This window comes from Sporomusa sp. 246TCP1 (assembly GCF_057319775.1).
In genome coordinates this window covers 3,820,115-3,844,667 of the sequence record NZ_CM170492.1, presented here as the reverse complement: position 1 = coordinate 3,844,667, position 24,553 = coordinate 3,820,115, and the positions used below count along the sequence as shown (strand labels likewise).

The following is a 24,553-nucleotide window of genomic DNA, read 5'->3' as shown; positions in this document are numbered from 1 at the left end:
ATAAGAAAACCAAGGCAAAGAGAAGGTCCCTTTGTCTTGGTTTTTTTGTCCCGTAGAATAGCGATAGTAAGTATTATTTTTGATTACTGGTTTTCAAAGATAACGCTATTTTGGCATTTAATTCAAGTAGTTGAAGAACAACACTTGGCTCAAAACCATAGGCCTGAGCGGTAGTTATTACTTTGTACCAATTTTTGTCAATATACGACTGATATTCGCTGGCAGCCTCGTGAATTTGTGGTACTCTTAAGGGCAAGGTTTCTTTTTCAATTTTATGATTGACAAGCCAGTCAACACTTACTTGAAAAAAAGTTGCTATGCGGCATAGTGTTGCTATATCCGGCTCGCGGCGGTTAACCTCCCAAGACGCCAGCGTTGAGCGGTCTACTCTGAGTAAGGCAGCCAATTCTTCTTGTGTTAACTTATTTCGTAGTAGTTTGATTTTTTCACCAAGGGTTTCCATAAGTCACACTCCTTGCTACTAACAATAACGTGCTTATGCCCCTGATATCAATTATTGTGTCCATAAGACATTTAAAGAAAGGGAAATGGCAATGAATGACGAATTAGTGTCATGAAGACACAAAAGCGAAAAGGTATATATCTAAGGGGGCGTATTTGGTGGCAGGTGTTGAGCAAAGGGGTAATCATGAGGGATTAGTAAAGGGTTTACACTGGGCTTTGGTTGGACGAATGGCTATTGAGATGGCACACGAAATAAGAAATCCTTTAACTGTTATCAAAGGATATTTGCAACTGCAGGAAAAAAAGTCTACATGCTGTATGGGGGAATCACTAGGTATTATATTTCAGGAATTACATCAAATTGAAGTATTGGTGACTAGTATTATATCATTAGCAAACAACAACGCGGTTAACAAAAAACCGGAAGACCTTAATCAGATAATTGAAGGAATTTATCCGGCTGTTCAGCGTGTTGCAGTCAAGCGTGGCATTATGACTGAACTGCGGTTAGCAGATAATTTACCTATGCTGGATTTAAACGCGGAAGAAATAGAACAAATGGTATTAAATTTGGCTCAAAACGGTATAGAAGCCATGCAGGCTAGCGGGACCTTATGTATTGGTACTGTCCGTAAATCAAGTAAAGTTATTTTGTATGTTCGAGATGAAGGTCATGGTATTCCACCAGAACAAAGAACAGAAATTTTTGCCCCATTTTTTTCTACTAAAGCAAGTAATGCTGGTTTAGGACTCGCCATCAGCCTTATTATTGCTGAAAGGCATCAGGGAAAAATTGAGGTAGCTTCAACGGTGGGAGTGGGCAGTGTGTTTAAGGTTTTGTTCCCAATAGGTAAGCAGTGACAGCGGAATGATTATAGCAATAGCTGATTTGTTGCTCGCCTTTCTAGAATGTGCTAAGATAAAATAAATATGCAACGTTGCGGATGGTGAGAAATGAATTATTTGATGTCACAATTGACTGCTGCTGCTTATGTAATTGCTGTTAAAGATACCCATACATGGGATGTTACATCATACACCAACATGTATGTGTTGCAGCGTCCAGGACAAACCATCTTAATTGATGCTGGGCTAAAAGACTACCAGAATGCTATTATCCCGGCGCTAGCTAAAATTGGGATAGCACCTGATAGGGTTACCCATGTGCTCTTGACTCATGGTCACCATGACCATCTTGAGGGGGCTGTTCTGTTTAGCAAGGCGAAGAAGTTTGTACATAGTGCTGATTTACCCATGATAGCACCGCAATTGGTGGCACAGTTTGCTGTGTTTACGCCGCAGGCGAGGGATTTTATGTATGCCGTCGAAGAGGTGAATGGGCTGGACATAGTGCTTGTTAACACGCACTCGCCAGGTTCGGTAGCCATTTTTGACCAGAAATCTAAGGCTTTGTTTGTTGGTGATTTTTTCTGCTATTTTGGTGAAGATCTGCCACAGGGTGAGCTTGTAACAGCTAGTCAGCGTATTAAGCGAGGGTCGTGTGACTATGTCGCCGGGCAGGCGGCCGCTCACGGACAGGAATTTGACAAGTTTATGCTGGGTTTGGGCCGACTACTCGAATATCAGCCTGAATTCTTTTGTACAGGTCACGGTGTGGTGCTGCGCCAGGATATTCAGACTTTCTTAAAGAGCATGTGGCAAAGCGGGTCGCAAAAGTAAACGGACAGAAAGAGTTTTGCATAATGGAGCGATGATATATGGTTTTAGCAGCATAAAATAGTGAAAGCCGGAACCCTTGTTTCATTCAGGGTTCCGGCTTTCACTATTTTGGCAGATAAAGTGAAATTTAGTTGCCGTTAACGGCTACTTGGCCATCAGACTAATAGGTTTCGACAAATACTTCAAAGTAGCCTTGTGGATGAGCACAGGCTGGACAGAGGTCTGGGGCTTGGTCGCCAGTGTGGATGTAGCCGCAATTATTGCATTTCCATTGAACGGTGTTAGGCTTTTTAACAACTGTATTGTTGATAATATTGTTATACAACTTTCTATATCTGGCTTCATGATGTTTTTCCACTTCAGCGATCTTACGGAAAACAGTGGCAATAGCCGGGAAGCCTTCTTGGTCAGCAACATCAGCAAAATGAGGATAAAGTTCAGACCATTCCTCATTCTCCCCTTGGGCAGCAGATAATAGATTGGCTTTGGTGTCGCCTAGCGCTACAGGAAAGTCAGCTTGAATGGAAACTGTTTGGCCATTGAGGCATTCTACAAGAAACTTATAGAAACGTTTGGCATGTTCTTTTTCATTGTCGGCTGTTTCAGTAAACAAGTTTGATATTTGCACATAGCCCTCTTTTTTGGCAGCGGAAGCGTAGTAGGTGTAGCGCATTCTGGCTTGGGATTCTCCGGCAAATGCTTGCATCAAATTTGCTGCAGTTTTAGTGTCTTTTAGTGATTTCATACTAATCCCCCCTATTTTCATTAGATTTCTTGTGTCCTCATGGAGAACTACCGGAATTTTTATTTTCAGCAGTTCTTTCTATTTAATAATTACTACAAAATAAATGAAAAGTCCTGCTGTTAATAATAAATTTTATCCTATAGAGGAGATAGTTGGTAGTGGATAAGCTGGCCGTGGCTATGAATAGACACGGCTTGCAAGCATTACATTATGAGACCGTTAATGGAAATAATCTTAACCAAAAAGTAGATCTGGCCTAAGCAATTAGGCAGATCTACTTTTGCTGCGCTGCTTCGCGATTGTTACGGAATCATCCAGGACAAGGCATAAGCTTGCAGATAGGTCATGATTCCTACCAGGATAGCCAGGGTAATAGAATGCATAACAGTAAAGCTGAATAAATCCCCTTCTTTACCGACAAGACCGGTAGCGGCCGTAGCTACGGCAATACTCTGCGGTGAAATCATTTTACCGGTAACGCCGCCGGAAGAGTTGGCTGCCACGGTCAAAATAGGGTCAACACCGACCTGCTGGGCAGTGACGGATTGAAGATTGCCAAACAGGGCATTGGCTGATGTATCTGATCCGGTCAGAAATACTCCCAGCCAACCAAGCCAGGCCGAGAAAAAGGGAAAAAATGTTCCCGAGCCTGCCAGGAAGAGTCCCAGACTTGAGCTCATGCCAGAGTAGTTCATGATATAGGCCAGACCGAGTACTGCAGGAATGGTAATTAGTGGTTTGGTTAGTTGGCTAAAGGTTTTGCCAAGAATGCGGAAGAACTGTCCCGGTCTTACACCCAGTAGCATAGCTGATAGTATGCTGGCGATAAATAGTGCTGTGCCGGCAGCACTTAGCCAATTTATTTTATATACTGCAGTCATGGCAGTAGGCGCTTTGGCGATAGGCGCAACCTGCGTAACTAGATTGTGTAAGCCGGGTACATAAATTGACAAGGTAGGCATATCCAATAGCGCCTTAATAGGTTTTAGTCCCCACAGAATAACCATAACAGTCAAAATGATAAAAGGGCCCCAGGCAGTAACAAGCTCTGTAGTGGAATAGGCTGGTAAGACTGTTGTTTTCGATTTTTCAGCCTGTTCACCTGGAAATCGCCAGATGGAGGCTGGTTTCCATATCTGCAGAAAGAAGGTTAGTGAAAAAATAGATGCCAGTGAGGAAAGAATATCTGGAAGTTCAGGGCCAAGGTAATTAGCAGAGAAGAACTGTACGACCGCAAAGGAGACGCCGGCTACCAAGCAGGCAGGCAGTACTTCTCTAGTTGCTTTCCAACCAGACATAAGTACAACCAGCCAAATGGGGATGAAAACCGAAAGAAAAGGCAGTTGCCGTCCAACCATCTGGCTTATCTTCATCGTATCTATGCCTGTAACCTGTCCGGCCACGATGATTGGAATACCAATGCCCCCAAAGGCAACTGGTGCGGTATTGGCGATAAGGCAAAGGCCAGCGGCATACAACGGGTTAAAGCCCAGTCCAACGAGCATGCCGGCAGAAATGGCTACTGGAGTACCAAAACCGGCTGCTCCCTCTAAAAATGCGCCGAAGGCAAAGGCAATCAGTAGTGCTTGCAGGCGGCGATCATCGGTAATTGTGGCAATAGAATTTTTGATGATATCGAACTTACCTGTCTCAACAGTCATGTTGTAAATGAAGATGGCGGTCAACACTATCCAGAATATAGGAAAAACACCATAAGCTATACCCATCAGAGCCGCTAGAAAAGCAGTGTTCAAGGGCATTTTGTAGACAAGCACTGCTACCAAAAAAGCGGCTATCAGTGCAGTAATTCCCGCAACTTGTCCTGGTGAGCGGCGAATAGCTAATAAATAAAAAATAATGATGATCGGGATGGCTGCGGCTAATGCGGATAATGCGATACTGCCTAACGGCACATATTCTTGTGTCCATGTCATAATAGTAGTTTCCCTCCTGAGCCCTTCAAATTGTTCTCTTCTATTGTTTGCCGCCAGGAGGAAAAAAACTCAGGATAATCCTGGATAAAATGCACAAGCTAGAATGTCTCACTTTATCTTTGTGGAGGTCACACGTGATGAAAGCATCCATATTTATTACTTGCATTTGTGATAGTATGTTTCCCCAGGTTGGTGAAGCTATGGTACGCGTTCTGGAAAAACTGGGCGTAACATTAGATTTTCCGCCTGAGCAGACTTGTTGTGGTCAGCCGGCTCTTAGCAGCGGCTATTGGGAGGATGCCCGGCCAGTTGCTGAGACCATGCTTACCGCCTTCAAGGACAGCCAATATGTGGTTGCACCGGCTGGCTCATGTATTACCGCGGTTAAGGAGTATTATCCGCTCCTGTTTGAGAAGGAGCCTGAGAAGTATCGTCAGGCCAAAGAGTTGAGTGCTAAACTCTTTGAATTTAGTGAATTTGTGGTCAAGGTTTTAAAGAAAGAGGATGTGGGAGCCCGTTTTCCACACCGGGTAACCTATCATTCCAGCTGCCATGCGCGTAGATTTTTAAACACAGACCAATATGTTCGTACCTTGCTCGCCAACGTAAAAGAAATTGATTATGTACCCTTGCCGCATGAAGAAGCTTGCTGCGGTTTTGGGGGAACATTCTCAGTGAAGTTGCCTGAAATATCAGAAGCCATGGTGGATGCAAAGGCGAGAAATATTCTGGAAACCAAGGCCGATATTCTTGTTGGTGTAGATTTAAGTTGTCTGATGAACATTGATGGCAGATTAAAAAAACAAAAAAGTAACGTGCGGGTCATGCATATAGCCGAATTGTTAGATGAGGGGATGAGAATGTGAGTGAAAGACCAACTTTTCACCTGCGCGACAGAGCGGTTAAAGCCTTAAAAGATGAACAGATGCGGCGAGCGGTCCGCAAAGCTGTAGACCGTTTGAGCACAAACAAAGATAAAGCGGCCCGTGAACTTCCCAATTGGGAGGAATGGCGGGAGCAGACCAAGCTTATCAGGCAGCATACGGTTAATCATCTTGACTATTATCTGAAGTTGTTAACAGATAATGTGAAGAACGCAGGTGGAAAGGTTCACTTTGCTCCTAACGCTGAAACGGCGTGTAAGATTATTGCCGGCTTGTGTAAGCAGTACAATGCTAAAAAAATTGTCAAATCAAAGTCCATGGTGACTGAGGAAATACATCTTAATACAGCCCTTGAGGCAGTTGGTATGGAAGTAATGGAAAGCGATCTGGCAGAATATATTCTGCAGCTGGCAGGAGAAACACCCTCCCATATTATAGTTCCTGCCATTCATAAAAACCGCAACCAGATTGCTGAACTATTTTCTAAGGTAGCTGGTAACAAGGTTGAATCCGATACGCCCGCCCTTACCGCTTTTGCCCGTAAAATTTTGCGCAACAAGTTTATCAGCGCCGATATTGGCATTACAGGCTGTAATTTTGCCGTTGCCGAAACTGGTTCGATTACGCTTGTTACTAATGAAGGCAATGCTAGGTTAACAACAACCTTGCCGAGGGTTGTCATTAGTGTTATGGGTATGGAACGGGTTGTCCCGACTTTTGAGGATCTGGAAACTGTCTTATCTATGCTGCCCCGAAATGCTACCGGGCAGAAGCTTACCAGCTATGTTTCGGTTATCAATGGCTCGCGGCAGGCAGGCGATATTGATGGCTGTGAAAAATTCCATCTGGTAATTGTTGATAATGGCCGTTCACGTATGTTGGCAGATGAAGAATTCCGTCAGGCGTTAAATTGTATTCGCTGTGGTGCCTGTTTTAATGTGTGCCCTGTATACCGTCAAATCGGAGGGCATGCGTATGGGTCAGTCTATGGCGGTCCAATAGGTTCGGTTATTACCCCGATATTAGAAGATGATATCGATTTTTGGGGCGAACTGCCATATGCTTCGACCTTGTGCGCTGCCTGTACAAGTGTCTGTCCGGCCAAGATTCCACTACAGGATTTGTTGCTCAAGCTACGGCAGCGGCGGGTGAGTGACGGTTATAGCCAAGTTGTTGAAAAGTTTGCTTTTGGCATGTGGAAGCAGTTTTTCAAATTGCCCAGTACCTATAAATTTGCCATGAAAGTCGCATCGCTAGGGCAAAAGCCGTTAGTCAATAAGGGCTATATTACTGCTAAATTACCGCTGCTTGCCAATTGGACTAATTCACGGTATATGCGGGCGGCTGCAGATACAACCTTCCGCGAGCGCTGGGAAAAACGTAAGAAATAGGTGAGCATATGACAAATATTCAGGAAGATATTGCTGAGGAAACTATGTTTTTGCAAACGGTAGCCAAGGCCTTAGGGCGGGATAACGTACTTACAGTACCCCCTAACCGGCAAGAAGTTGGCCCGCCGGTCTTTTGGCGGGAGCAGAAGTTTGAAGCAGAGCAGCCGCTTACACAATTTAAGGCCAACCTGGAAGCGCTAACCGGCAAAGTGGCCATCGTTAACAATGGGGCAGAGGCTACTAATCAGATAAAGCTGTGGCTCAAGGTGTTAAATGCTAAAGCAGCTATTGTGTGGGATCACCCTGAGTTACGCAAGTATATAGAATTTTCCCGCTTGGGTGTAAAAACTGAGCTCTGGAATAGTGACAAGTCCCGGCAGGAACTCATCGAAATTGCAGAACAGGCTGATGCCGGTATCACCTGGGTTAACTATGCTATTGGCTACACCGGGACAGTGGCTTTGTTTAATGGAACCAATACCGGACGTTCTGTGAGTTTACTGCCGCCTACCCATATTGCAGTTATGCAAAAGTCAGATATTGTGCCTACTATGTCTACTGTAATGAGGCACCTCATTGAGCGGCGCGAACAGGGCCAGCTGCCGTCAGCCATTGATTTTATCACCGGGCCCAGCCGTACCTCGGACATTGAGATGGATCTATCGATAGGGGTGCATGGCCCATATCGTATGTGGGCTGTAGTCATCGATAATTGAGGCTGCCTGCTCAAAAAATAAAAGCAGCCAGAACCCATAGTTCTGGCTGCTTCTCTTAATAGGCTATTCCTGCAGCAGTGGTACAGTGTTAGCGCCGTGCGGCATAAGGGTAATGGTATAGCCTGTGCGACCAAGTTTTTGTTCGGCAATCGCCATAGCTTCTTCCAGGGTGGTGACGGCAATTAGGCCGGCTTTTTCGATAAATTCTTTGTTTTGGGGGAGTGTAACAATAATGTGAGGTACTTTTTTGGCAAACAGACCGGTTTTGAGGGCAATGAATCCAGGAACAGTAAAGGCTTTACGCAAGGCAATTTCACGGTCATAGAGTGATTCATAGTTGAACCAGCCACTGAAATCAGGTGGTTCCATAATATCGCGGCACTCTAACAGCGCAATGATAACACCATCGTCTTTAACGGCCATAAAGGCATTTTCTGTGGTTTTGGTGGCTTGATAAAGATTAATGTCTTTCGGAAAGCCACCAGCAGAGGCGATCACCAAGTCAGCTTTGGCGGTAATGGGTACGCCGAAGATTTCTTCTACCGTTTTACAGCCCTCAAGCCAGGCCGTATGCCAATGGCCGGCAACAAAACGGGCAAATTTACCCTCTGGTGTAAAGATGGCATTAAAGAGAAAGGTCTGTTTAAGCATGGAGGCCATTTCCATCATATCAGCATGCATGTTGTTGCCATCCAGCTTACCGGCCATGCAGTTGGGGTTAATACCCTGACCGGCAACATCATGCATGCAAAAGCTGTGATTGCCTTGGATGGTGGAGTATCCGGCAACGCCGGGCATAATAGCTTTACGACCGCCGGCGAAGCCGGCCATGGAGTGGTAGATAATGCCGCCGGTCATGATGACCTTGTCGGCAGCAACAATATGTTTGTTAAGATACGTTTCCACACCGCGCGAGGTTTTGCCTACATAGACAAAATCTTCGGTATCGGGAGCATAGCTTTGGACAAGGTGAACACGGCTTACTGCTTCCTGGCCATAGACCGCAATATTCTCCTGGGTGGTATGTTTGCGGTGGGAACCAAGGCTGACGACGATCGTAATGTCGCTGTCCGGGATGCCGGCACCGTTCAATTCATTTAAGAGCGTTGGCAGAAATTCAGGATATGAGATCCTACGGGTAATATCACTGGCAATGATAGTAACTTTATCACCGGCCTTGACTACTTCTTGTAATGGTGGTGAGTCAATCGGGTTACGTAATGCCGCTTTTATGGCTGCAGGTACATCGATAATGGCTTCGACGGCTTTACCTTCAACAATATGCAGAATTTGATCTTCTGGTAGAGTGATTGCTGCTTCTTTCTCTCCAAAACCAAATACGAATTTTTTTTGCATGTTCATCCCTCCAACTACTTATATACTAGCTTATATGATATATTTCCTGCTGGTAGGGATTACATTTTGAATCTTGCGGTGATTTCATTGAGTTCGCCAGCCATTTTAGCCATTGATTCAGAGCTGGAGCTCACTTCATGGAGACTGGCGCTTTGTTCTTCTGCTGATGCTGCTACTGTCTGGGTGCTGGCACTGGTTTCTTCTGCTACCGCACTGATATTCTGGACATTGTTGACCACAGACTGCATACCATGAGCCGTTTCTTCCACCGCCTGGCTAATCTGTTCTATACCGGTTTTTACTTGATCCAACTTGCTGATGATAGCCTGGAAACCCTGCTGTGTTTCATCAGTCGCCATCTTGCCTGCTACTACTTCATTATTGGCCTTGGCAACCACAGCTACTGTAAATTGAATATCGGTGGTCATTTGGGCAATGATTTCTTCAATATTGCTGGTAGCGGCATCACTTTGCTCGGCCAGCTTGCGAACTTCTTCGGCTACTACCGCAAAGCCCCGTCCGGCTTCACCGGCTCTGGCTGCCTCAATAGCGGCGTTCAGGGCCAGAAGGTTGGTCTGTCCGGCGATAGTGTGAATGGTAGTGACAATCTGCTGGATATCATCGGAGCGTTTTACTAGTGATTCTGATACTTGTGTAATGTCTGCCATCGATTTTTCGATAGTGGTGTTTTGAGCAACAAGTCTGTTGATAAGCTGCATCCCCTGATCGGCGTCGCCGACAGCATCCTGCGTGATGCTGTTAACCTGGGAGGCGCTGGCGCTCATTTGCTCGGCTCCGGCGCTAACCTCCTGAATAACGGCGGAAATCTCCGTGATATGATTGGTATTTCGGTCAGCTCCTTCGGCGATATCGGTAATGGCTTTGGCGATACTTTCTGATACTTGCAGCTGCTCATGTACTGATGAAGACAGCTCTTCACTGGAAGCCGCCAGCATGTCGGCATTGTTTCTGACCAAGTGGACAATGTCCTGCAGTGCCTGCTTCATTGTAATGAGTGCCGCTGCCATATCGCCAATTTCATCGTTATGGGTGGCATGAATCTCTTTGTCGGCTAAGTCTAGTTGGCTGAGTGTCAGGAGGTCACTGCGCAGATTGCCCATTCGGTTGGACAGTTGACGGCTATACCAGATAAGCAGGACAATAATAGCGAGGATGCCCAGGATGCTGGAGCCAATGACCATTTTAAATAAGGTAGCTTGCCGTTCATTGAGTTGGCTGATTCGCTGCTTAAGAGCCCTATCCTGAGTCGCTATGGTATCATTGAACAGCTTGTTGACTGTTTCAGTTTTCTGCCGGGTTCCCGACAACACGGTGGCATAACTGGCATCATGATTCTGTTTTAGGGCAATGGAATGCTTAATGTCCTCAATATAGGAGAGCATAGCCGTCTGCAGTTGTTCTCCTGCCTGCTTACTCTCTGCTGCTGTCACGGCGGCGTTAAATGTCTTTACTGCTTCACAGCTTTGATTTAGCAGCGTAATGGTGTCGGCGGCATATTTTTCATCATTATAAGCAACATAACCGCGCATGTTGCTCAAGCCTTCATGGAAGTCATCCTGAGCATTTTGTAGAGCCATAGTTCGCAAAATAGCACCAGAAAGCATATTCTGATAACTGTTGCTGGTTTCCTGAAACTCATAGAGAATTATTCCCAGTAGGATGACCATAAGTGCTAAGGCCGTTCCTATTAGTACGCCCAGTTGGGCGCCGATCGGCATACGTTGTTTCATTAGTTATTCCTCCAAGTATAATAGTATTAAAAATATAATTTACCCTTATAATTAGAAACGCCTTAGTTTTTTTACATGATTTGCGCTGTTGCCAGTAAACTTGATGCGAGAAATTTTTTTTCTGTTTGTTGATGCAGTGCAGTTTCGTCCGGCTTGTTTGGCGTGATATAACTGGTTGTCAACTTTATCAATCAGTTGATGCAAATCAGTTTCCTGCCCGGAAAAAGTATGTACGCCGAAACTGGCGGTAATATGAAGCTGGCCTGCCGAGGTAGAGATGGGAGTCTGCTCGATGATTTTGCGGAGCTGTTCTGCAACTTGATATGCTGGACCCTCCGGGCAGTTGATTAAGACAATCAGAAATTCTTCACCACCATACCGGGCAACCCAATCACTGTTTTTTTGGCGAATGTTGTTTTGCAACTGCACTGCAAAAAACTTTAGTATTTCATCACCAACCGAATGTCCATATTGATCATTAATTTGCTTAAAATAGTCAATATCGGCCATGACAACAGAAAAAGGCCGGTTTTGTTGTTGAGACAGGGAAATTTCTAATGGAAGCTGTTCATCAATATACCTTCGGTTATAAATATTAGTTAAGGCATCTTTGATTGTCAGGTCATTGAGTTCGGCGATAGCACGGTAAAGGTTGGTGCTTTTTCCTGGCAGGGGTAGAAAGCTTTCTGCTGTTTTTTCACTGATGCATTTTATAAGCTCAAGCGCTGCAGTGTGTCCATCTATTTCTAACGGCATGGCGGTAATCATAAAGAATTTTTCTTGTCGCACTTCAATTTTGATAAAGGTTTCTTTTTGCTGGATTGCCTGCAAGGAGACACAATTTTTGCAAGTGTGGGCACTGTTTCCCAAGTGATAGCAATCCCACAGACTGCAGACAGCTGGCGGCAGGGAGGCTGGTGCTACTGGGTCAATGACTCTTGCAATGTCATAGTATTTTTTTAATATCGTCAGATCGGTGAGCGGAGTAGTCAAAATGATTCATCTCCTGTTATTACGCTAAGATTTACTTGGATTATTATATGTTCCAGATAGACATTATCTAATTGGACTACAATTATCTTAAATTATTGTTGCAAAAAACATGCCAAACTGCGCATGCTTTTGTTTAATAGGTTTTCAATTTGTGATATCAGCGTAAATCTTGCTGGTTAAGCCCTAATAAATAAATAGATGATTGTTGTTATATTAGCAGTCCAGTGTAGCAGGGTTGCTCACAAAAACTTCCCGGGTGAGAAGTTTTTGTGAGAAGTTTTTGTCAGTATTTCATTCAGCTTGCAGATGTACTCATAAGCTTTATCTGGTGACATTGGCGGACTGTATAGATACCCCTGGCAATGGACACAGCCTAGCTGCCGCAATACAGTTCGTTGTTCATCTGTTTCGACATATTCTACGATTGTTTTAATATTAAGAGAAGTGCAAAGGCTTATAATGGACGAGACAATTTCTCTGCAATTTTTTTCTTTTGCAATATCCATACTTAATGATTTATCAATTTTCAATGTATTTACCGGAAAATTTTTAATATAACTTAGTGAACTATGGCCCATGCCAAAATCATCGATGGCAATCCGCACACCCATTTGGTATAGGTTATTTAGCATTTTTTTTGTTTTGGTATTAGTATTCATCGCGATATTTTCCGTAATTTCAATTTCAAAATTCTTTGGCTGGATACCGTTTTTGTCAATGGCCCGGGAAATATCTTCCAGAATATTTCCATGATCAAACTGGGTAGCTGATACATTGACAGACATAGTTATATCTATTTCTTTGTCATTCCAGCTTTTAAGCTGACAACTGGCAGTATCAATAACCCATTTTCCTAAAGAATGAATCATTCCGGACTCCTCAGCAATCATAATAATCAGCGGTGGCGGTATATGCCCAAAGACTTTGTGGTGCCAGCGTAATAAAGCCTCAACACCTGTTACCTGCTCATTTTGATCAATCTGAGGCTGATATTCCAGTGTTAGTTCTTGTTTGGCAAGAGCCTCTCTTAAATCATGTGCCAGAACCCGTGACAGGTTTCCTACAGTATCACGCCGGGTCAGGACATATTGCGTAACACTGTTAGAAATTGCTAGTTTAAAAAGCGTGTCTAGCGCATGGTTCATTTTTAAAGCTTTTTCTTTATTGGCGAGCCATACAAAAGGGAGATAAATTGCGACTCCTACCATTATATTAATAAGTTGTAAGACCACCCCTGTCCAGGAATTGGTAGCCATATAACCGCTGAGTAAAATAGGAGTAGTCCAACTAAACACACTATTTGTCATGGGCACAAAACCAACTGCTATGGCAGTATATGACAGTGATGTCATAATGATAGGCGCTAATAAAAAGGGAATAAAATAAATGGGATTAAGTACAATTGGCAAACCAAAGACGAGTAATTCATTAATATTAAAGATACCTGGTAAAATTGATAATTTAGCCAGCCAAGCTGTATTGCCTTTTCGTACTAGAAGCAGTATCGCAATAATTAGGCATATTGTTGAACCAGTCCCACCTATTGTAGAATAAGCATTTATAAAGCTGGTAGTTAAAAATTCGGTTGGTTGTCCCTCTTTAAGATAAATGGTCATGTTTGTATCTGTGGCAGATGCATAAATGCTTTGTTGAATTACTCCAAGAACAGTTTGACCATGAATACCAAAAAACCACAACAACTGAATCATTACATGAAATATAATCGCTGTACCTAGCGTATTCGGCAGTTCCATAAAAGGAAATTTGATAAGGTCGTAAACCAGTTGATGTATGTCCATGACAGCTCCGATAATTGTCACAAACTTAACTAGTGAAAAAATAAGTAAAGTGATTGCAGCTGGAAATATTCCTGCTACTGCTTGTGAAATAACCGGATCAGCTTCATCAAAAAAAAGGCAGAGACGAATTTTTTTGATGGAACTTAAATACAGAAAAATTTCTGTTGCGACTAATGCCGTTAATATTGCCGGCATTAGTCCGAATACACCTAACCAATTAAAGGGGAGTCCCAGTGTCCCTTGGCTGCTAAACGGTTGTATTATTGCAATCAGGCAAGTCAGTGATACAATAGACGTCATTTTCGGATAAATAGCACCATTTTGTGCTAGTACACTGGATTCAGCCAAAAAATAACTAATTGACAATACTAATAAGACTGACAGCATGCCAAATGTTGAGTTATATATGGCGCTGCCAATTATTTTCCACTGAGATCCCAGCATATTGATCATAAATTGCTGATAAATTGGTAGCGGCAAATTTATAAACATATTTGCGAATGAACCAATTACTACTAAAGGTATATTGATCAATAGCCCTTGTCTGATTGCAGTAACATGTCTTTGTTCAGCTATTTTTATTGACAATTCCGCAAGTCTTTTAAAATGCAGGTGTGTAAGATTACTTCTGGTCTTAAAGGGAGCATTGCCACCCATCTTAACCTCCTAGTATAAATAAAAAGCAGCAAGATATTGGTTTGCTTAGAAAAGAACTCTTAGTGATGAGAGACTCTAAAATTAATTTTCCTGGTTTTTCATCAACAGAGCTTTTTAGTACAATAAGAGATAGCCATTTTGCAGTTCTTCTCACTGATTTTTTGAAGAGTTCCACGGTGTGTATTTGGTTATAACTGGAATTTTGCTATGGCAGCTTGTAAGTCGGTAGCTAACGCAGCCAGGCTTTGACTGGCGGAGGCAATTTCCTGCATAGATGCAGATTGCTCCTCGGTAGCTGCCGAAACGTTTTGTGATTCGGAGGCGGCCTGTTTGCTGGCTATATCAATTTCCTGAATCGATTCAACAAGTATCTGATTGTCAGTAGCAATCTCGTGGATGGATGCAGAAATATCCTTGATTTGATCAGATAGATGGAGAATGGCCGCTACAATCTTTTTGAAAGTTTCTCCGGTATTATGGACAAGAGAAATGCCTGCTTGAATACCGGCAGCTCCAGCTTGGGTAGTTGCAACAACTTGTCCCAGGTTAGTTTGATTTTTTTCAACAAGTAGGCCGATTCGGTGGGCAGCCTGATTGGATTCTTCGGCCAATTTTCGAACTTCTTCGGCAACGACGGCAAAGCCGCGTCCCTGTTCACCCGCCCGCGCTGCTTCAATAGCAGCGTTTAAGGCCAAAAGATTGGTTTGTCCGGCAACGGAAGAGATGAGGGTAATGATTTCGTCAATTTCCTGGGAGCTGTTGTTTAATTCTGCGATAGAGGCTTGCGTAGCGGCAGCGCCTTTGCCAATTTCATTCATTTGCTCGACGGTTTGCTCTACTGTCTGTTGGCCTTGTTCCGCCGCCTGGGCTGTAGCGGTTGCAATGCTGGATATATCTCTGGCTGTTTGAGAAATCTGGTTTACCTGAACTGACATGGTTTGTGCCACGGTCATAATTTGATTAGCAGATGTCGCCTGCTTTTCCGCTCCATGGGCAACAGCGGTGATGGAACCGGCAACCTGATTGGCCGCATCTGCTGATTGATGGGCGCTGGCTGTTAATTCTTCACTCGAGGCGGCTAACTGGTTTGACTCAGATTGAACTTGCTGTACCAGTTTACGCAAATTTTGATTCATATATATGATGTTGTCTGACAATTGCCCAAACTCGCTTTTGTCCTGAATGGTCTTTTGAATGGATGTTAACTGACCGGCGGCAATATCCTGAGTGACCTGATTGATACGGAGGATGGGGCGGACAAAGGAGTTACTTTGCCAAAAGGTAATTCCCAGAACAATCAGCAGGCAAAGTATGGACAGGGCAATCTGGGTTCGGGATAAGGCGGTAATTTCACTGGCGGCGTCTGCTTTCGTTGTAGACATGAACAGAACCCAATGTTGACCACCGGGTAATTCAATCGGAGTGAAGGAACCAACTTGTTCCAAACCTGTTGTTGCTTTATACTCCAAGCGGACACGATTGTTTTTTTCCGTGGATTCGGCAAAAGCTGTCATGAATTTCGGGTCAAGAGCGGCTTCGTTACCCGGTTTGTTTTTTAGTTCAGCAGAAATTTCTCCGGTTTTTACGTTCATGCTGCCTACTAACTCAGGGCGGGTAGGATGCGCTAAATATACGCCGCTGTCATCAAGCAACGCTCCATAACCCTGTTGTTTAAATTTGATGTCTTTGATAATCGGCAATAGTTTATCCAGCGAGTAGGTGCCAAATAAGACCCCGGTCACTTGACCGGCGTGGATTACCGGAACGCATAGGGTAATTGATTGCTTCTGGTTGGCACGTGAGAGAAATACTTCCGAAACATATGGGTTTTTCGTACTGACAACTTTTTTAAAATACTCCCGGTCGGCAACATTGAGCACAGCACCAGCTCCGTTAATGGTTGAGCCATCCAAAGAGGAAAAGACAATATCGTCATATTTGCCAATGCGCTGCATGGCTTCCTGTAAGGCAGGTTGAATCTGTACTTTGTCGCCACTTTGCAACCGGGCAATGCTGGCGAGGTCTTCCAATTGGGTAATTGCCATACTGAGTTCCGAGTCTACGTGCGCGGCGGCATTGTCAGCTATTGCCTGTTCTGTTTGATTCAGACTCTCTTCCAGATATTTTTCGGAAAAGTAATAACCGATGCCAGATACGATCAGCAGTGTGCTGACAACAAGAGCGGCAATGAGACACATAAGCCGAAAGCGAATGCTGTGTGTCAGTTTCATGTCATTTGCATCTCCTTTTTGGGGGTTCTGTCTTCTTGCTTTGCAAGGGTAATCTTGGGGTCATTATAAGGATATAACACGCAGATAGCGGCTCTTAATGAAACTCACAAGTCCCATTGTTACTTTTTTTCGATATTTTCTGACATGCATTCTGGGCTGTCGACACTGATCAATTCCAAAAGAGTGACACCCAGAGCGGTGGAAAGTTGTTGGAAATAGATGATTCCTGGATTTTTACGTTTACCAGATTCGATTTCACTGATGGCTGATTGAGGGACTTTTGATATATTTGCTAATTGGTTTTGAGATAAGCCTTTGCTTTCTCGCAATAACAGCAACTGCTTTCCAATATTACTCATTTCACCACCTCCAATATGGATTATAACATAATTCTATCCTTTTAAGTATCAAAGTCAATACTTAAAAGGATAGTGAATGCTAAAAATATTTATGATACATTAGCCATACGAATCCGTATAACAAAGGAGCACTATTATGAATGTAGGGCAAAGAATTAAAGCAATTAGGGAATCTCAAAACATCAGCATGAATAGTCTGTCAAAAATATGCGAAGTGTCACAGGCGAATTTAAGCCGTATTGAAAGTGGACAACAGCAACCAGCTTTTGATACCTTGGAACGTATTATTACTGCTTTAGGTTTTACTTTTGTTGACTTTTTTTCAACAGACGACTCCGAATTAGAATCGGATTTAAAGCGGTTGCTTGCTATTATTCGAACATTAAAGCCTCAACAGAAACAGGCTTTGCAGGTATTTTTAGAAGAGATGAAAAAATGATTTTTTAATGCGTGATAGTAATCAATCTTTAATAATGCAACAAGCATGCCATGTTAGGCATGCTTGTTCTTAATCGTGATCTAGAGTCTGATAATGAGCCAATACAGTATAAAAAAATCAGTATTCTTCGATTATTGTTGTAATAGTTAGACCAAAAAAGGAAGGCTGCAAAAACTTCTCAGTGAGAAGTTTTTGTAAGAAATTTTTGTAACTATGCTAGGTGGTGTTCTTTTTTATTGCGCATTTCTTCCAGGCGATAGGATAATGCTCTGCGAGAAATTCCTAAATAATTGGCTGTAGCCGATTGATTGTTATTATGTGCCGCCAAAATTTTCAGGATGATATCCTCAGTGTAGTTTTTCAGCGGATAACCCTGTAGCGGAAAAGGAAGCTCAAGAATACCGCCGCGTTCCGGTAAGGAAGCTGGTTGTTCGTGTTGGGGTTGTAATAGTCCGATAATGTGTTCCGGCTTTAGTTCTTTATCATTATAAGCAAAGGTGGAATATTCGATAATGTTTCGCAATTCCCGAATATTCCCGGGCCAGTTATATTTTTCCATAATCCTGGCTGTTTGCGGAGCAATTGTGGTAAACTGTTTCTTTTTGTGCCGCGAAAACTCCTGTAAGAACATGGTGGCCATCGGCAGAATTTCTTCTTTACGTTTTCTCAGTGGTGGAATGACAATATGCGCAACTTTCAGGCGGAAATATAAATCTTTCCGGAAAGTGCCATGTTCGACGCCTTGCTCCAAGGGTATATTGGTTGCGCAGATAAGGCGGATATTTGTTTTAATTTTTTTTAAACCACCTACCCGGTAAAATTCTTTTTCTTGCAGTACACGGAGTAATTTTCCCTGTAAATCAGAAGGAATTTCACCGATTTCGTCAAGCAGCAAGGTTCCATTATGTGCTAAATCGAATTTGCCTTTTGCCCCTTTGGCCATACTGCCGGTAAAGGAACCTGCCTCATAGCCGAAAAATTCGCTCTCAAAAAGAGTCGGCGCCAGTGCAGCGCAATTAATATCTACAAATGGGGTGGTACTTAAAGGATCAAAACTGCTTCCATAGTGAATCAGCTTGGAAATTACTTCTTTGCCGGTACCAGTTTCACCTTCAATTAAGACCGGAATGGAGCGGTCGGCGTGCAGTTGCTCGGCTTGGTGAAAAATCGCCTGCATGCTTTCTGAAAAAATACCAACTGATCCAATGATGGATTTTGCTACAATTTGTTTTATCTGGACAAGTTCACGCCGGGTTTCTTCGGTTGCAGCATGTACTTCGTCGTGAAAGCGTTCTGTCAGGTTTTTATTTTCCCGCAAAAGTGCCTGGTGCTCGGCAACCCGCTCAATGACAGAACTAAGTTCTTCCGGATTTACGGGTTTTGTCAGATAATCATAGACTCCTGCACGTAATGCGGTAACCGCCGAGTTTAAGTCAGCATAGCCTGTGAAGAGAACAATATCGGTTTGCCAGCTATTGGGCAACTTTTTTATAGCTTTAGCCAGTTCAATGCCAGACAATCCTGGCATCTGAATATCTGATAATACCATAGGGTAATCATCGACGGAAAATTTTTCCAAAGCTTCCGCGCCATTGGCGCATTCTGTTACATCATGGTTCTGGTGCTTTAAAAACCACAGCATAGCCTGGCGGCTATGCTGTTCATCATCTATGAGCAATATCTTCATTCGATATCCCCCTTTGTTGCTAAAACTTGGTTAAGCCTTTACATTCGCATTTTTTTAAGCATACTGGCAAGAAGGTCAGTTTGAACCGAAATTTTTTCCATGCAGTCGGAAAGTTCTTCATCAGGCAGCTTTTCTCCCTGCTTTAGTAAAAAGAGGATACCGCCGGCAATCATTTTTATTGAATTAAGCGGCTGATTAAGGTCATGAAACAATTTTGCAGGCATTTGGGTTAGCGATGCAGGGGCGGTTTCTATTTGCGGCAGGTTAGCTAATGCAGCCAGAACTGTTTCGGCAAAGTTCTCATCTTTCAGAATATAGGTGATTCCCAGACTGGTTGCTTTCCGGGCAATGATTTCATCGGTTTCACTGGTTAAAATTAGATATGGCAGGTCAGGATACTTTGTATGGATTTGTTCAAAGAGTGTAAGTCCATCGGTATCCGGCAAATACATATCAGAGATAATACCACCATATTTATTGCAATTATGTAGCTTTTGCAAGGCTTCTATACCGTTCCCGACACCGGTAACTTCATAGTTCTCTGTTTCCAGGGTTAAGGCAATCATTTCCCGCATAAAGCTGTCATCTTCAATAAGCAGCAATTTTATCGGGGGATTGTTTGTGTTTGTAGGTTTATCCATGGTTCATCCCTTTCAAACGTACTAACCAATTACATTTTTCAGTGTTTCAATGAGGTTAGTTTGATCAAAGGCACCTTTAACAATATAGGCGTTGGCACCAACCTGAATACCTCGCCTTTTATCTTCCGCCTTTTCGCGGGAGGTAACAATTATCACCGGAATTTGTCGATACCGCTCATCCTGACGCAAATGCGAAGTAAGGCTGAAGCCATCAAGCTGAGGCATTTCGACATCAGTTATAACAGCATCATATACTTTTTTTTCAGTTTTTTCAATAGCATCCAGCCCGTCTTCGGCCAAATCCACTTGGTAGCCATAGGACTCCAGAATGCTTTTTACAATATCCCTGGTGTTGGCAGAATCATCAACAACCAGAATAGTTTTGGATTGTTTTTGTGAGTCGGCTTTTGCAGAAATACCTGCAGACAGCTTGTTTTTGCGTGCCTGCTTTAGTAGTGCTGTGGCTCCAAGCACACTAATTATTTCATCATTGCTGCCGACAGTAAAACCGGAAAGCAGCGCAAGTGATGCTAGCGCTGAAGGTAAAGGTTTAATAACCATGTCGGCTTCGCTTATAATAGTATCAACAATTAGACCTAGTCTTTCCGCGCCGGCTGCCAGTAAGATAACCAATAACTCAGTTCGCTCATGCACTGCGGTTTGCGGGCAGCTCAGAATGGTCTCAAGTTCCTCCAGGGGGACAATTTGCTCACGTATGCGCAGGGCGCGTTTGCTGACGACACAGATAACCTGGCTGGCAGGTACCATTACTATTTCCTGAACCGAGTAGGTGGGGATGGCGAAGGTGTGATTGGCTGCTGCCACAAGTAACATTCGTGACAGTGCCAGAGTGATGGGAACTTTCAGCCAAAAGGTAGTTCCTTTTCCGGAGTGTGTCTGGATTCTGATTGAGCCTTTAAGCTTCTCTGTAATTGTTTGTTTGACAACATTCATTCCTACACCGCGCCCGGATATGTCGGTAATAATAGGACTGGTGCTAAAACCAGATAAAAAGAGCAAATCCAGCAATTCTGTTTCTGTAAGGGTACTTACAGCATCTTCGGTTAGCAGCCGTTTCTTTATCGCGGTCGTTTTTATCTGCTCTAACGAGATGCCTGCTCCGTCATCATCGAGAACGATAGTGACTCCTCCTGAATCGTAAAAAGCAGATAACCGGATGATTCCACATGGTTTTTTACCTGCTATAACCCGGTCTTGCGGCAATTCGATACCGTGGTCAACGGCATTGCGAACCATATGGAGTAAACAATCGCCCAAATGCTCAATAATTTTACGATCAAGTTCGGTACTACCGCCTTCAACCTGAAATTCAATTTCTTTGCCTGTTGTGCGTGTAAGATCTCTAACTATCCGATTGATTTTATCAAAAACAGTTGCTAGCGGCAGCATTCGTATTTTCAAAGACCGTTCCTGCAGATCAGCGGTCAGAAGGTTTTCGATTACCGCGTCATTGCGCAGGGAATCCTGGAATTTCGACAATTGACTGTGCAGGGCGGTTAATGTATCTGCCAATTCATTACGAACCGGTTCTGTCTGTACAGTGGTATGAGCTTGGCAGGATGCTAACGCAAGACTTGTTGTTGATAAGCGCATGATATCGCGTACTATACTGACTTGCTGTTTTTTTCGGTATTGAAAAGAAACGACTTCTCCCATCAACTGAATTAATTCATCTAACCGCTCTGCGCGTATTTGGACAAAATCATGGGTGATGTTTGCAGCGTCCTTCTGGACACGATTTTCTGTATGTATTGCAGAAGTCTGATTTGGGCATTTTTCCTCGCTCTCAGCGGTATCTTTAGGCAGAAATTGTTCTAGTTCAAAGCAGACCGGGGGCAATGATTCCGGCAAGGTGGTCCCGGCAGCAACGGCAGCAAGTAGTTGCCGAATCGTATCAACGCCTTTTAATAAAAGATCCATTACTTCTTGAGAAAGGCTGCTTTGTCCACTTCTCAGCAACTCTAAAATATCTTCCATCCGGTGTGCTACTGTTGAAATACCTGTTAATTTTAGCATTCGGGCGGCACCTTTTATCGTGTGTGCAGTCCGAAAAACTGAATCAAGAATTTCTGAGGAAAAGCCTCGTGCCTCTAATGTGAGTAATTCTTTTTCAATTTGATCACAATGTTTCGCGGCTTCTGCGGTAAATTTAGCCGAAAGTAGTTTGATATTTAATGCCATAATGCCATACCCTCTCCTTTAGTAGGGATTTAGTGGTCATAAGCCTGCAATTTTGTTATATTGTGCTGGCATAATTGGATAAAGTCATCAAGTTGAAACGGCATGAGAAAAAAGCTTAACCCGTGTTTTTCAAAGTTGCCTTGCTTGAGTAGTTTCATAGCTAATTCATATTCCCGTTTGGCATACGGGGCTTCTTCCGGCAATTGATACATTTCAGCCAAATAGAAATGAGCCAGCCAACATTCGGGATACACATACACCGCTTCCTTAAAATGTTGTATAGCCAGAACTTGCTGTCCGGCAAGTTTTGCTGCCATACCAAGCAGCAGATAGGCTTCCAGGCAAAAGGTATCCAGCATTAGTGCCGTCTGACACATTTCTATAGCTGTGTCAACACATTGAAGATTAAGGAGAATATTGGCTTTTAAGGTATAAGCCTTAATGTAAAATGAATCAACGGCAAGGATTTCGTCCAGGCGGCTAATGGCCTCAGGATATTTTTTTAATTTCACTAATTCCAGTGCAGCTGTGAACCGCTCTGGGCAGCGAGTGTCTTTGTCGGCTAACGGCAGCGGTGATTGCCGCTTACTGGTTGTTAAACTGGAACGAACTGTTTGTAGTGCAGGTTTAGGTGATTGTTTCTTTAGTTGTAATGCGGGAAATTGCCTTGGCGGGTCAGCAGTCAGGCATTGTTTATTTATTGCAGTTATCTCTCTGGTAGCAGCAGCGCGGTCAACAAATGTTTCAGCAGCTTGTTTTTGGTAATAAAATACATCATCATTTTTAACCAGTGACAGTAGCTTATTATTGTGATATAAAGTTTCCGTACAGCTTAGATACAAGCTGCCGTCGGCTGTTAGCAACTCAGATAAACGCCGGAAGACTTCTTTTTGCTGCTCTTCAGAAAAATAAATGGAGACATTCCGGTAAAATATGATGTCCATGTTTTGCGTCCAGTCCGGATACACTTGCGCAAATAAGTTTAGCGACTCAAACCGTACTTTTTTTTTGATATGGCTTTTAATCATGAAACTTTCTTTGGCTACGCGATCAAAGCAGTTTTCACGGATATCTCTGGGACAGGAACGAAAAGAGTATAAGCCATATATACCGGCTTGCGCCTTTTTGATGGCTTTTTTATCCACATCAACACCGATTACTTCGAAGTCCCAGTCGATTCCTGCGCCAGGTATTGTAAGAGCAGCTATTGCCATAGAGTAGGCTTCTTCGCCTGTTGAGCAACCGGCACTCAACAGGCGAAGAAAAGGAGTTGGCCTTTTCTTTTCTATTAACTGCGGAATGGCTTGTTTACTCATAATAGTAAGGTGTGTTGGTTCGCGGAAAAAATAAGTCTCATGAACGGTCAACAGGTTTATAAGCCGCAATAGTTCTTCTTCCTGCTGCTGCACTAACTGCAGATACTCATTGATAGTAGAAATTTTACATACTTCCATACGTTCTTGTATAGCTGCTTGCAGCAGTTTCAGTCGCTGACGGCGAAACTCCAGTCCATACCGCTGGTTGATGAGCAAGCTGAGTTTTTCTAAATCAGGAGTTGGCAGTATAGTTGTCTTCGTTATCATAAGGTAAGTACCTTAGTTAATGTGGACGCTATATCTTTTTCCGCCACAATAAAATCGGCTAAACCAGCTTCAATTACTAGTCTGGGCATGTTATAGATAAGTGAGGTTTGTTTATTTTGGGCTATGGTAATGCCGCCGGCAGCTTTGATGGCTTGCATTCCCTTAACCCCGTCTTGCCCCATGCCTGTCAGAATAATGCCTACTGCTCCCTGGCGATAGACCTGCGCTACAGAAGCAAGCAACCTATCGCAGGAGGGATGATAGATATTCCCGGGTGAATAGGGCAGTAGTTCCAGGTTGCCATCTACATACACCTGCACGTTATATTCCGGCGGGGCAATTAATACTCTCCCTGGAAGCAAAGGTTCGGATTGCGACGCCACCTTTACGGTAAGCGGTGTTTTATAATTAAGCCATTCTGCCAGCGCTTCGGCAAAACCTTCAGAAATATGCTGGGCGATAACAATTGGAGCCGGGAAATCAGCAGATAGTTGTGATAGTATGGATTCTAATACCTTTGCGCCACCTAATGAGGAGGCTATAGCTACTGCTTTAGAGCGGTGGTTTGCCCCAGTCTGTGCAATACTATGTTTTGGTGCTGCTTGCCTGTTGCCGGTGATATGCCTGATTACTTTTACCCCGGCCAGTAGTTTTATCTTATGAATAAATTGCCGGTAATTTGTGGAATCAATACTGGGTTTTTCGACTACCTCCAAGGCTCCTCTACTTACTGCTTCGTACGCTAAATGAGCATCGTCATAGGCGGTGACAACCAGAATCGGAGTAGGGTTATTCTGCATAATAACTTCAATGGCTTCTAAGCCATCCATGACAGGCATGGCGATATCCATAATAATAAGATTAGGACGCAGCAGGAAAGCCTGCTTGCATGCTTCTTCGCCATTAGCGGCTTCGCCGACTACCTTAATTTCGGCTTCCTCTGCGAATAGTCCAATTATAAATTCCCGTACAATCGGGCAATCGTCAACGATAAGTACCCTGATAGCGTTCCTGTGAGCATCCATAAAATTCCCGCCTAA

General features: G+C 43.5%; 20 protein-coding genes. 6 read left to right on the top strand and 14 right to left on the bottom strand.

Features of this window, described 5'->3' with window-relative positions; genetic code table 11:
* Positions 1-73: 73 nt before the first annotated feature.
* The gene (locus AC1ECB_RS18140; RefSeq protein ID WP_485665091.1) at positions 74-463 is read right to left on the bottom strand and encodes a helix-turn-helix domain-containing protein; all 390 of its coding nucleotides are present in this window, start codon (positions 461-463) and stop codon (positions 74-76) included.
* 158 nt (positions 464-621) lie between these two features.
* On the opposite strand from AC1ECB_RS18140, the gene AC1ECB_RS18135 reads away from it, so the two are divergent.
* Together AC1ECB_RS18135 and AC1ECB_RS18130 are read left to right on the top strand one after the other, a co-directional pair.
* Positions 622-1,326 carry a two-component system sensor histidine kinase NtrB gene (locus tag AC1ECB_RS18135; protein ID WP_485665090.1) on the top strand — a complete coding sequence of 235 codons (705 nt, stop codon included), beginning with the start codon at positions 622-624 and terminating at the stop codon, positions 1,324-1,326.
* 93 nt (positions 1,327-1,419) lie between these two features.
* Positions 1,420-2,145, top strand: a complete 726-nt coding sequence (locus tag AC1ECB_RS18130) for an MBL fold metallo-hydrolase (protein WP_485665089.1) — start codon at positions 1,420-1,422, stop codon at positions 2,143-2,145.
* A 160-nt stretch (positions 2,146-2,305) separates the two neighbouring features.
* Here the strand turns inward: AC1ECB_RS18130 and rbr are convergent, their stop codons facing one another.
* Together rbr and AC1ECB_RS18120 are read right to left on the bottom strand one after the other, a co-directional pair.
* Positions 2,306-2,890 (bottom strand): rubrerythrin, encoded by a 585-nt coding sequence (rbr, locus tag AC1ECB_RS18125; RefSeq protein ID WP_485665088.1) that lies wholly within the window; start codon positions 2,888-2,890, stop codon positions 2,306-2,308.
* A 302-nt stretch (positions 2,891-3,192) separates the two neighbouring features.
* Positions 3,193-4,824 carry an L-lactate permease gene (locus AC1ECB_RS18120; protein ID WP_485665087.1) on the bottom strand — a complete coding sequence of 544 codons (1,632 nt, stop codon included), beginning with the start codon at positions 4,822-4,824 and terminating at the stop codon, positions 3,193-3,195.
* Positions 4,825-4,961: 137 nt separating this feature from the next.
* Between AC1ECB_RS18120 and AC1ECB_RS18115 the strand changes: the two genes are divergently transcribed.
* Genes AC1ECB_RS18115 through AC1ECB_RS18105 form a run of 3 tightly spaced genes read left to right on the top strand, consistent with a single transcriptional unit; the run spans position 4,962 to position 7,815 of the window.
* Complete coding sequence (locus AC1ECB_RS18115) at positions 4,962-5,690, top strand: (Fe-S)-binding protein (protein WP_485665086.1); 729 nt, start codon at positions 4,962-4,964, stop codon at positions 5,688-5,690.
* Positions 5,687-7,099 carry a LutB/LldF family L-lactate oxidation iron-sulfur protein gene (locus AC1ECB_RS18110; RefSeq protein WP_485665085.1) on the top strand — a complete coding sequence of 471 codons (1,413 nt, stop codon included), beginning with the start codon at positions 5,687-5,689 and terminating at the stop codon, positions 7,097-7,099. The genes AC1ECB_RS18115 and AC1ECB_RS18110 overlap by 4 nt, the downstream gene beginning before the upstream one ends.
* An 8-nt stretch (positions 7,100-7,107) precedes the next feature.
* Positions 7,108-7,815 (top strand): LutC/YkgG family protein, encoded by a 708-nt coding sequence (locus AC1ECB_RS18105; protein ID WP_485665084.1) that lies wholly within the window; start codon positions 7,108-7,110, stop codon positions 7,813-7,815.
* 63 nt (positions 7,816-7,878) lie between these two features.
* On the opposite strand, the gene larAH10 is transcribed toward AC1ECB_RS18105, so the two are convergent.
* From larAH10 to AC1ECB_RS18075, 6 genes are all read right to left on the bottom strand, one after another.
* A complete protein-coding gene (larAH10, locus tag AC1ECB_RS18100; protein ID WP_485665083.1) occupies positions 7,879-9,171 on the bottom strand; it encodes an NPN-dependent 2-hydroxyacid racemase, LarAH10 family in 1,293 nt (430 codons plus the stop codon).
* Positions 9,172-9,230: 59 nt separating this feature from the next.
* Positions 9,231-10,922, bottom strand: coding sequence for a methyl-accepting chemotaxis protein (locus AC1ECB_RS18095; protein WP_485665082.1), 1,692 nt, complete (start codon positions 10,920-10,922; stop codon positions 9,231-9,233).
* Positions 10,923-10,973: 51 nt separating this feature from the next.
* The gene (locus AC1ECB_RS18090) at positions 10,974-11,915 is read right to left on the bottom strand and encodes a GGDEF domain-containing protein (protein ID WP_485665081.1); all 942 of its coding nucleotides are present in this window, start codon (positions 11,913-11,915) and stop codon (positions 10,974-10,976) included.
* A gap of 239 nt (positions 11,916-12,154) precedes the next feature.
* Positions 12,155-14,371, bottom strand: a complete 2,217-nt coding sequence (locus tag AC1ECB_RS18085; RefSeq protein ID WP_485665080.1) for an EAL domain-containing protein — start codon at positions 14,369-14,371, stop codon at positions 12,155-12,157.
* 188 nt (positions 14,372-14,559) lie between these two features.
* Positions 14,560-16,602, bottom strand: coding sequence for a methyl-accepting chemotaxis protein (locus AC1ECB_RS18080; RefSeq protein WP_485665079.1), 2,043 nt, complete (start codon positions 16,600-16,602; stop codon positions 14,560-14,562).
* Positions 16,603-16,721: 119 nt separating this feature from the next.
* Positions 16,722-16,961, bottom strand: a complete 240-nt coding sequence (locus AC1ECB_RS18075; RefSeq protein ID WP_485665078.1) for a helix-turn-helix domain-containing protein — start codon at positions 16,959-16,961, stop codon at positions 16,722-16,724.
* A gap of 136 nt (positions 16,962-17,097) precedes the next feature.
* Between AC1ECB_RS18075 and AC1ECB_RS18070 the strand changes: the two genes are divergently transcribed.
* On the top strand, positions 17,098-17,400 hold the full coding sequence (locus tag AC1ECB_RS18070) for a helix-turn-helix domain-containing protein (protein ID WP_485665077.1): 303 nt from the start codon (positions 17,098-17,100) through the stop codon (positions 17,398-17,400).
* 211 nt (positions 17,401-17,611) lie between these two features.
* Here AC1ECB_RS18070 and AC1ECB_RS18065 read toward each other — a convergent pair whose 3' ends face one another.
* From AC1ECB_RS18065 to cheB, 5 genes are read right to left on the bottom strand one after another with little or no spacing between them, the layout of a single operon-like run.
* Positions 17,612-19,087, bottom strand: coding sequence for a sigma-54-dependent transcriptional regulator (locus AC1ECB_RS18065; protein WP_485665076.1), 1,476 nt, complete (start codon positions 19,085-19,087; stop codon positions 17,612-17,614).
* 38 nt (positions 19,088-19,125) lie between these two features.
* Positions 19,126-19,728 (bottom strand): response regulator, encoded by a 603-nt coding sequence (locus AC1ECB_RS18060; RefSeq protein ID WP_485665075.1) that lies wholly within the window; start codon positions 19,726-19,728, stop codon positions 19,126-19,128.
* 21 nt (positions 19,729-19,749) lie between these two features.
* Positions 19,750-21,930 carry a hybrid sensor histidine kinase/response regulator gene (locus tag AC1ECB_RS18055; RefSeq protein WP_485665074.1) on the bottom strand — a complete coding sequence of 727 codons (2,181 nt, stop codon included), beginning with the start codon at positions 21,928-21,930 and terminating at the stop codon, positions 19,750-19,752.
* Positions 21,931-21,959: 29 nt separating this feature from the next.
* Positions 21,960-23,513: a CheR family methyltransferase gene (locus tag AC1ECB_RS18050; RefSeq protein ID WP_485665073.1), complete on the bottom strand. Its 1,554-nt coding sequence runs from the start codon at positions 23,511-23,513 to the stop codon at positions 21,960-21,962.
* Complete coding sequence (gene cheB / locus AC1ECB_RS18045; RefSeq protein ID WP_485665072.1) at positions 23,510-24,538, bottom strand: chemotaxis-specific protein-glutamate methyltransferase CheB; 1,029 nt, start codon at positions 24,536-24,538, stop codon at positions 23,510-23,512. Before cheB ends, AC1ECB_RS18050 begins: the two co-directional genes overlap by 4 nt.
* Positions 24,539-24,553: the final 15 nt, after the last annotated feature.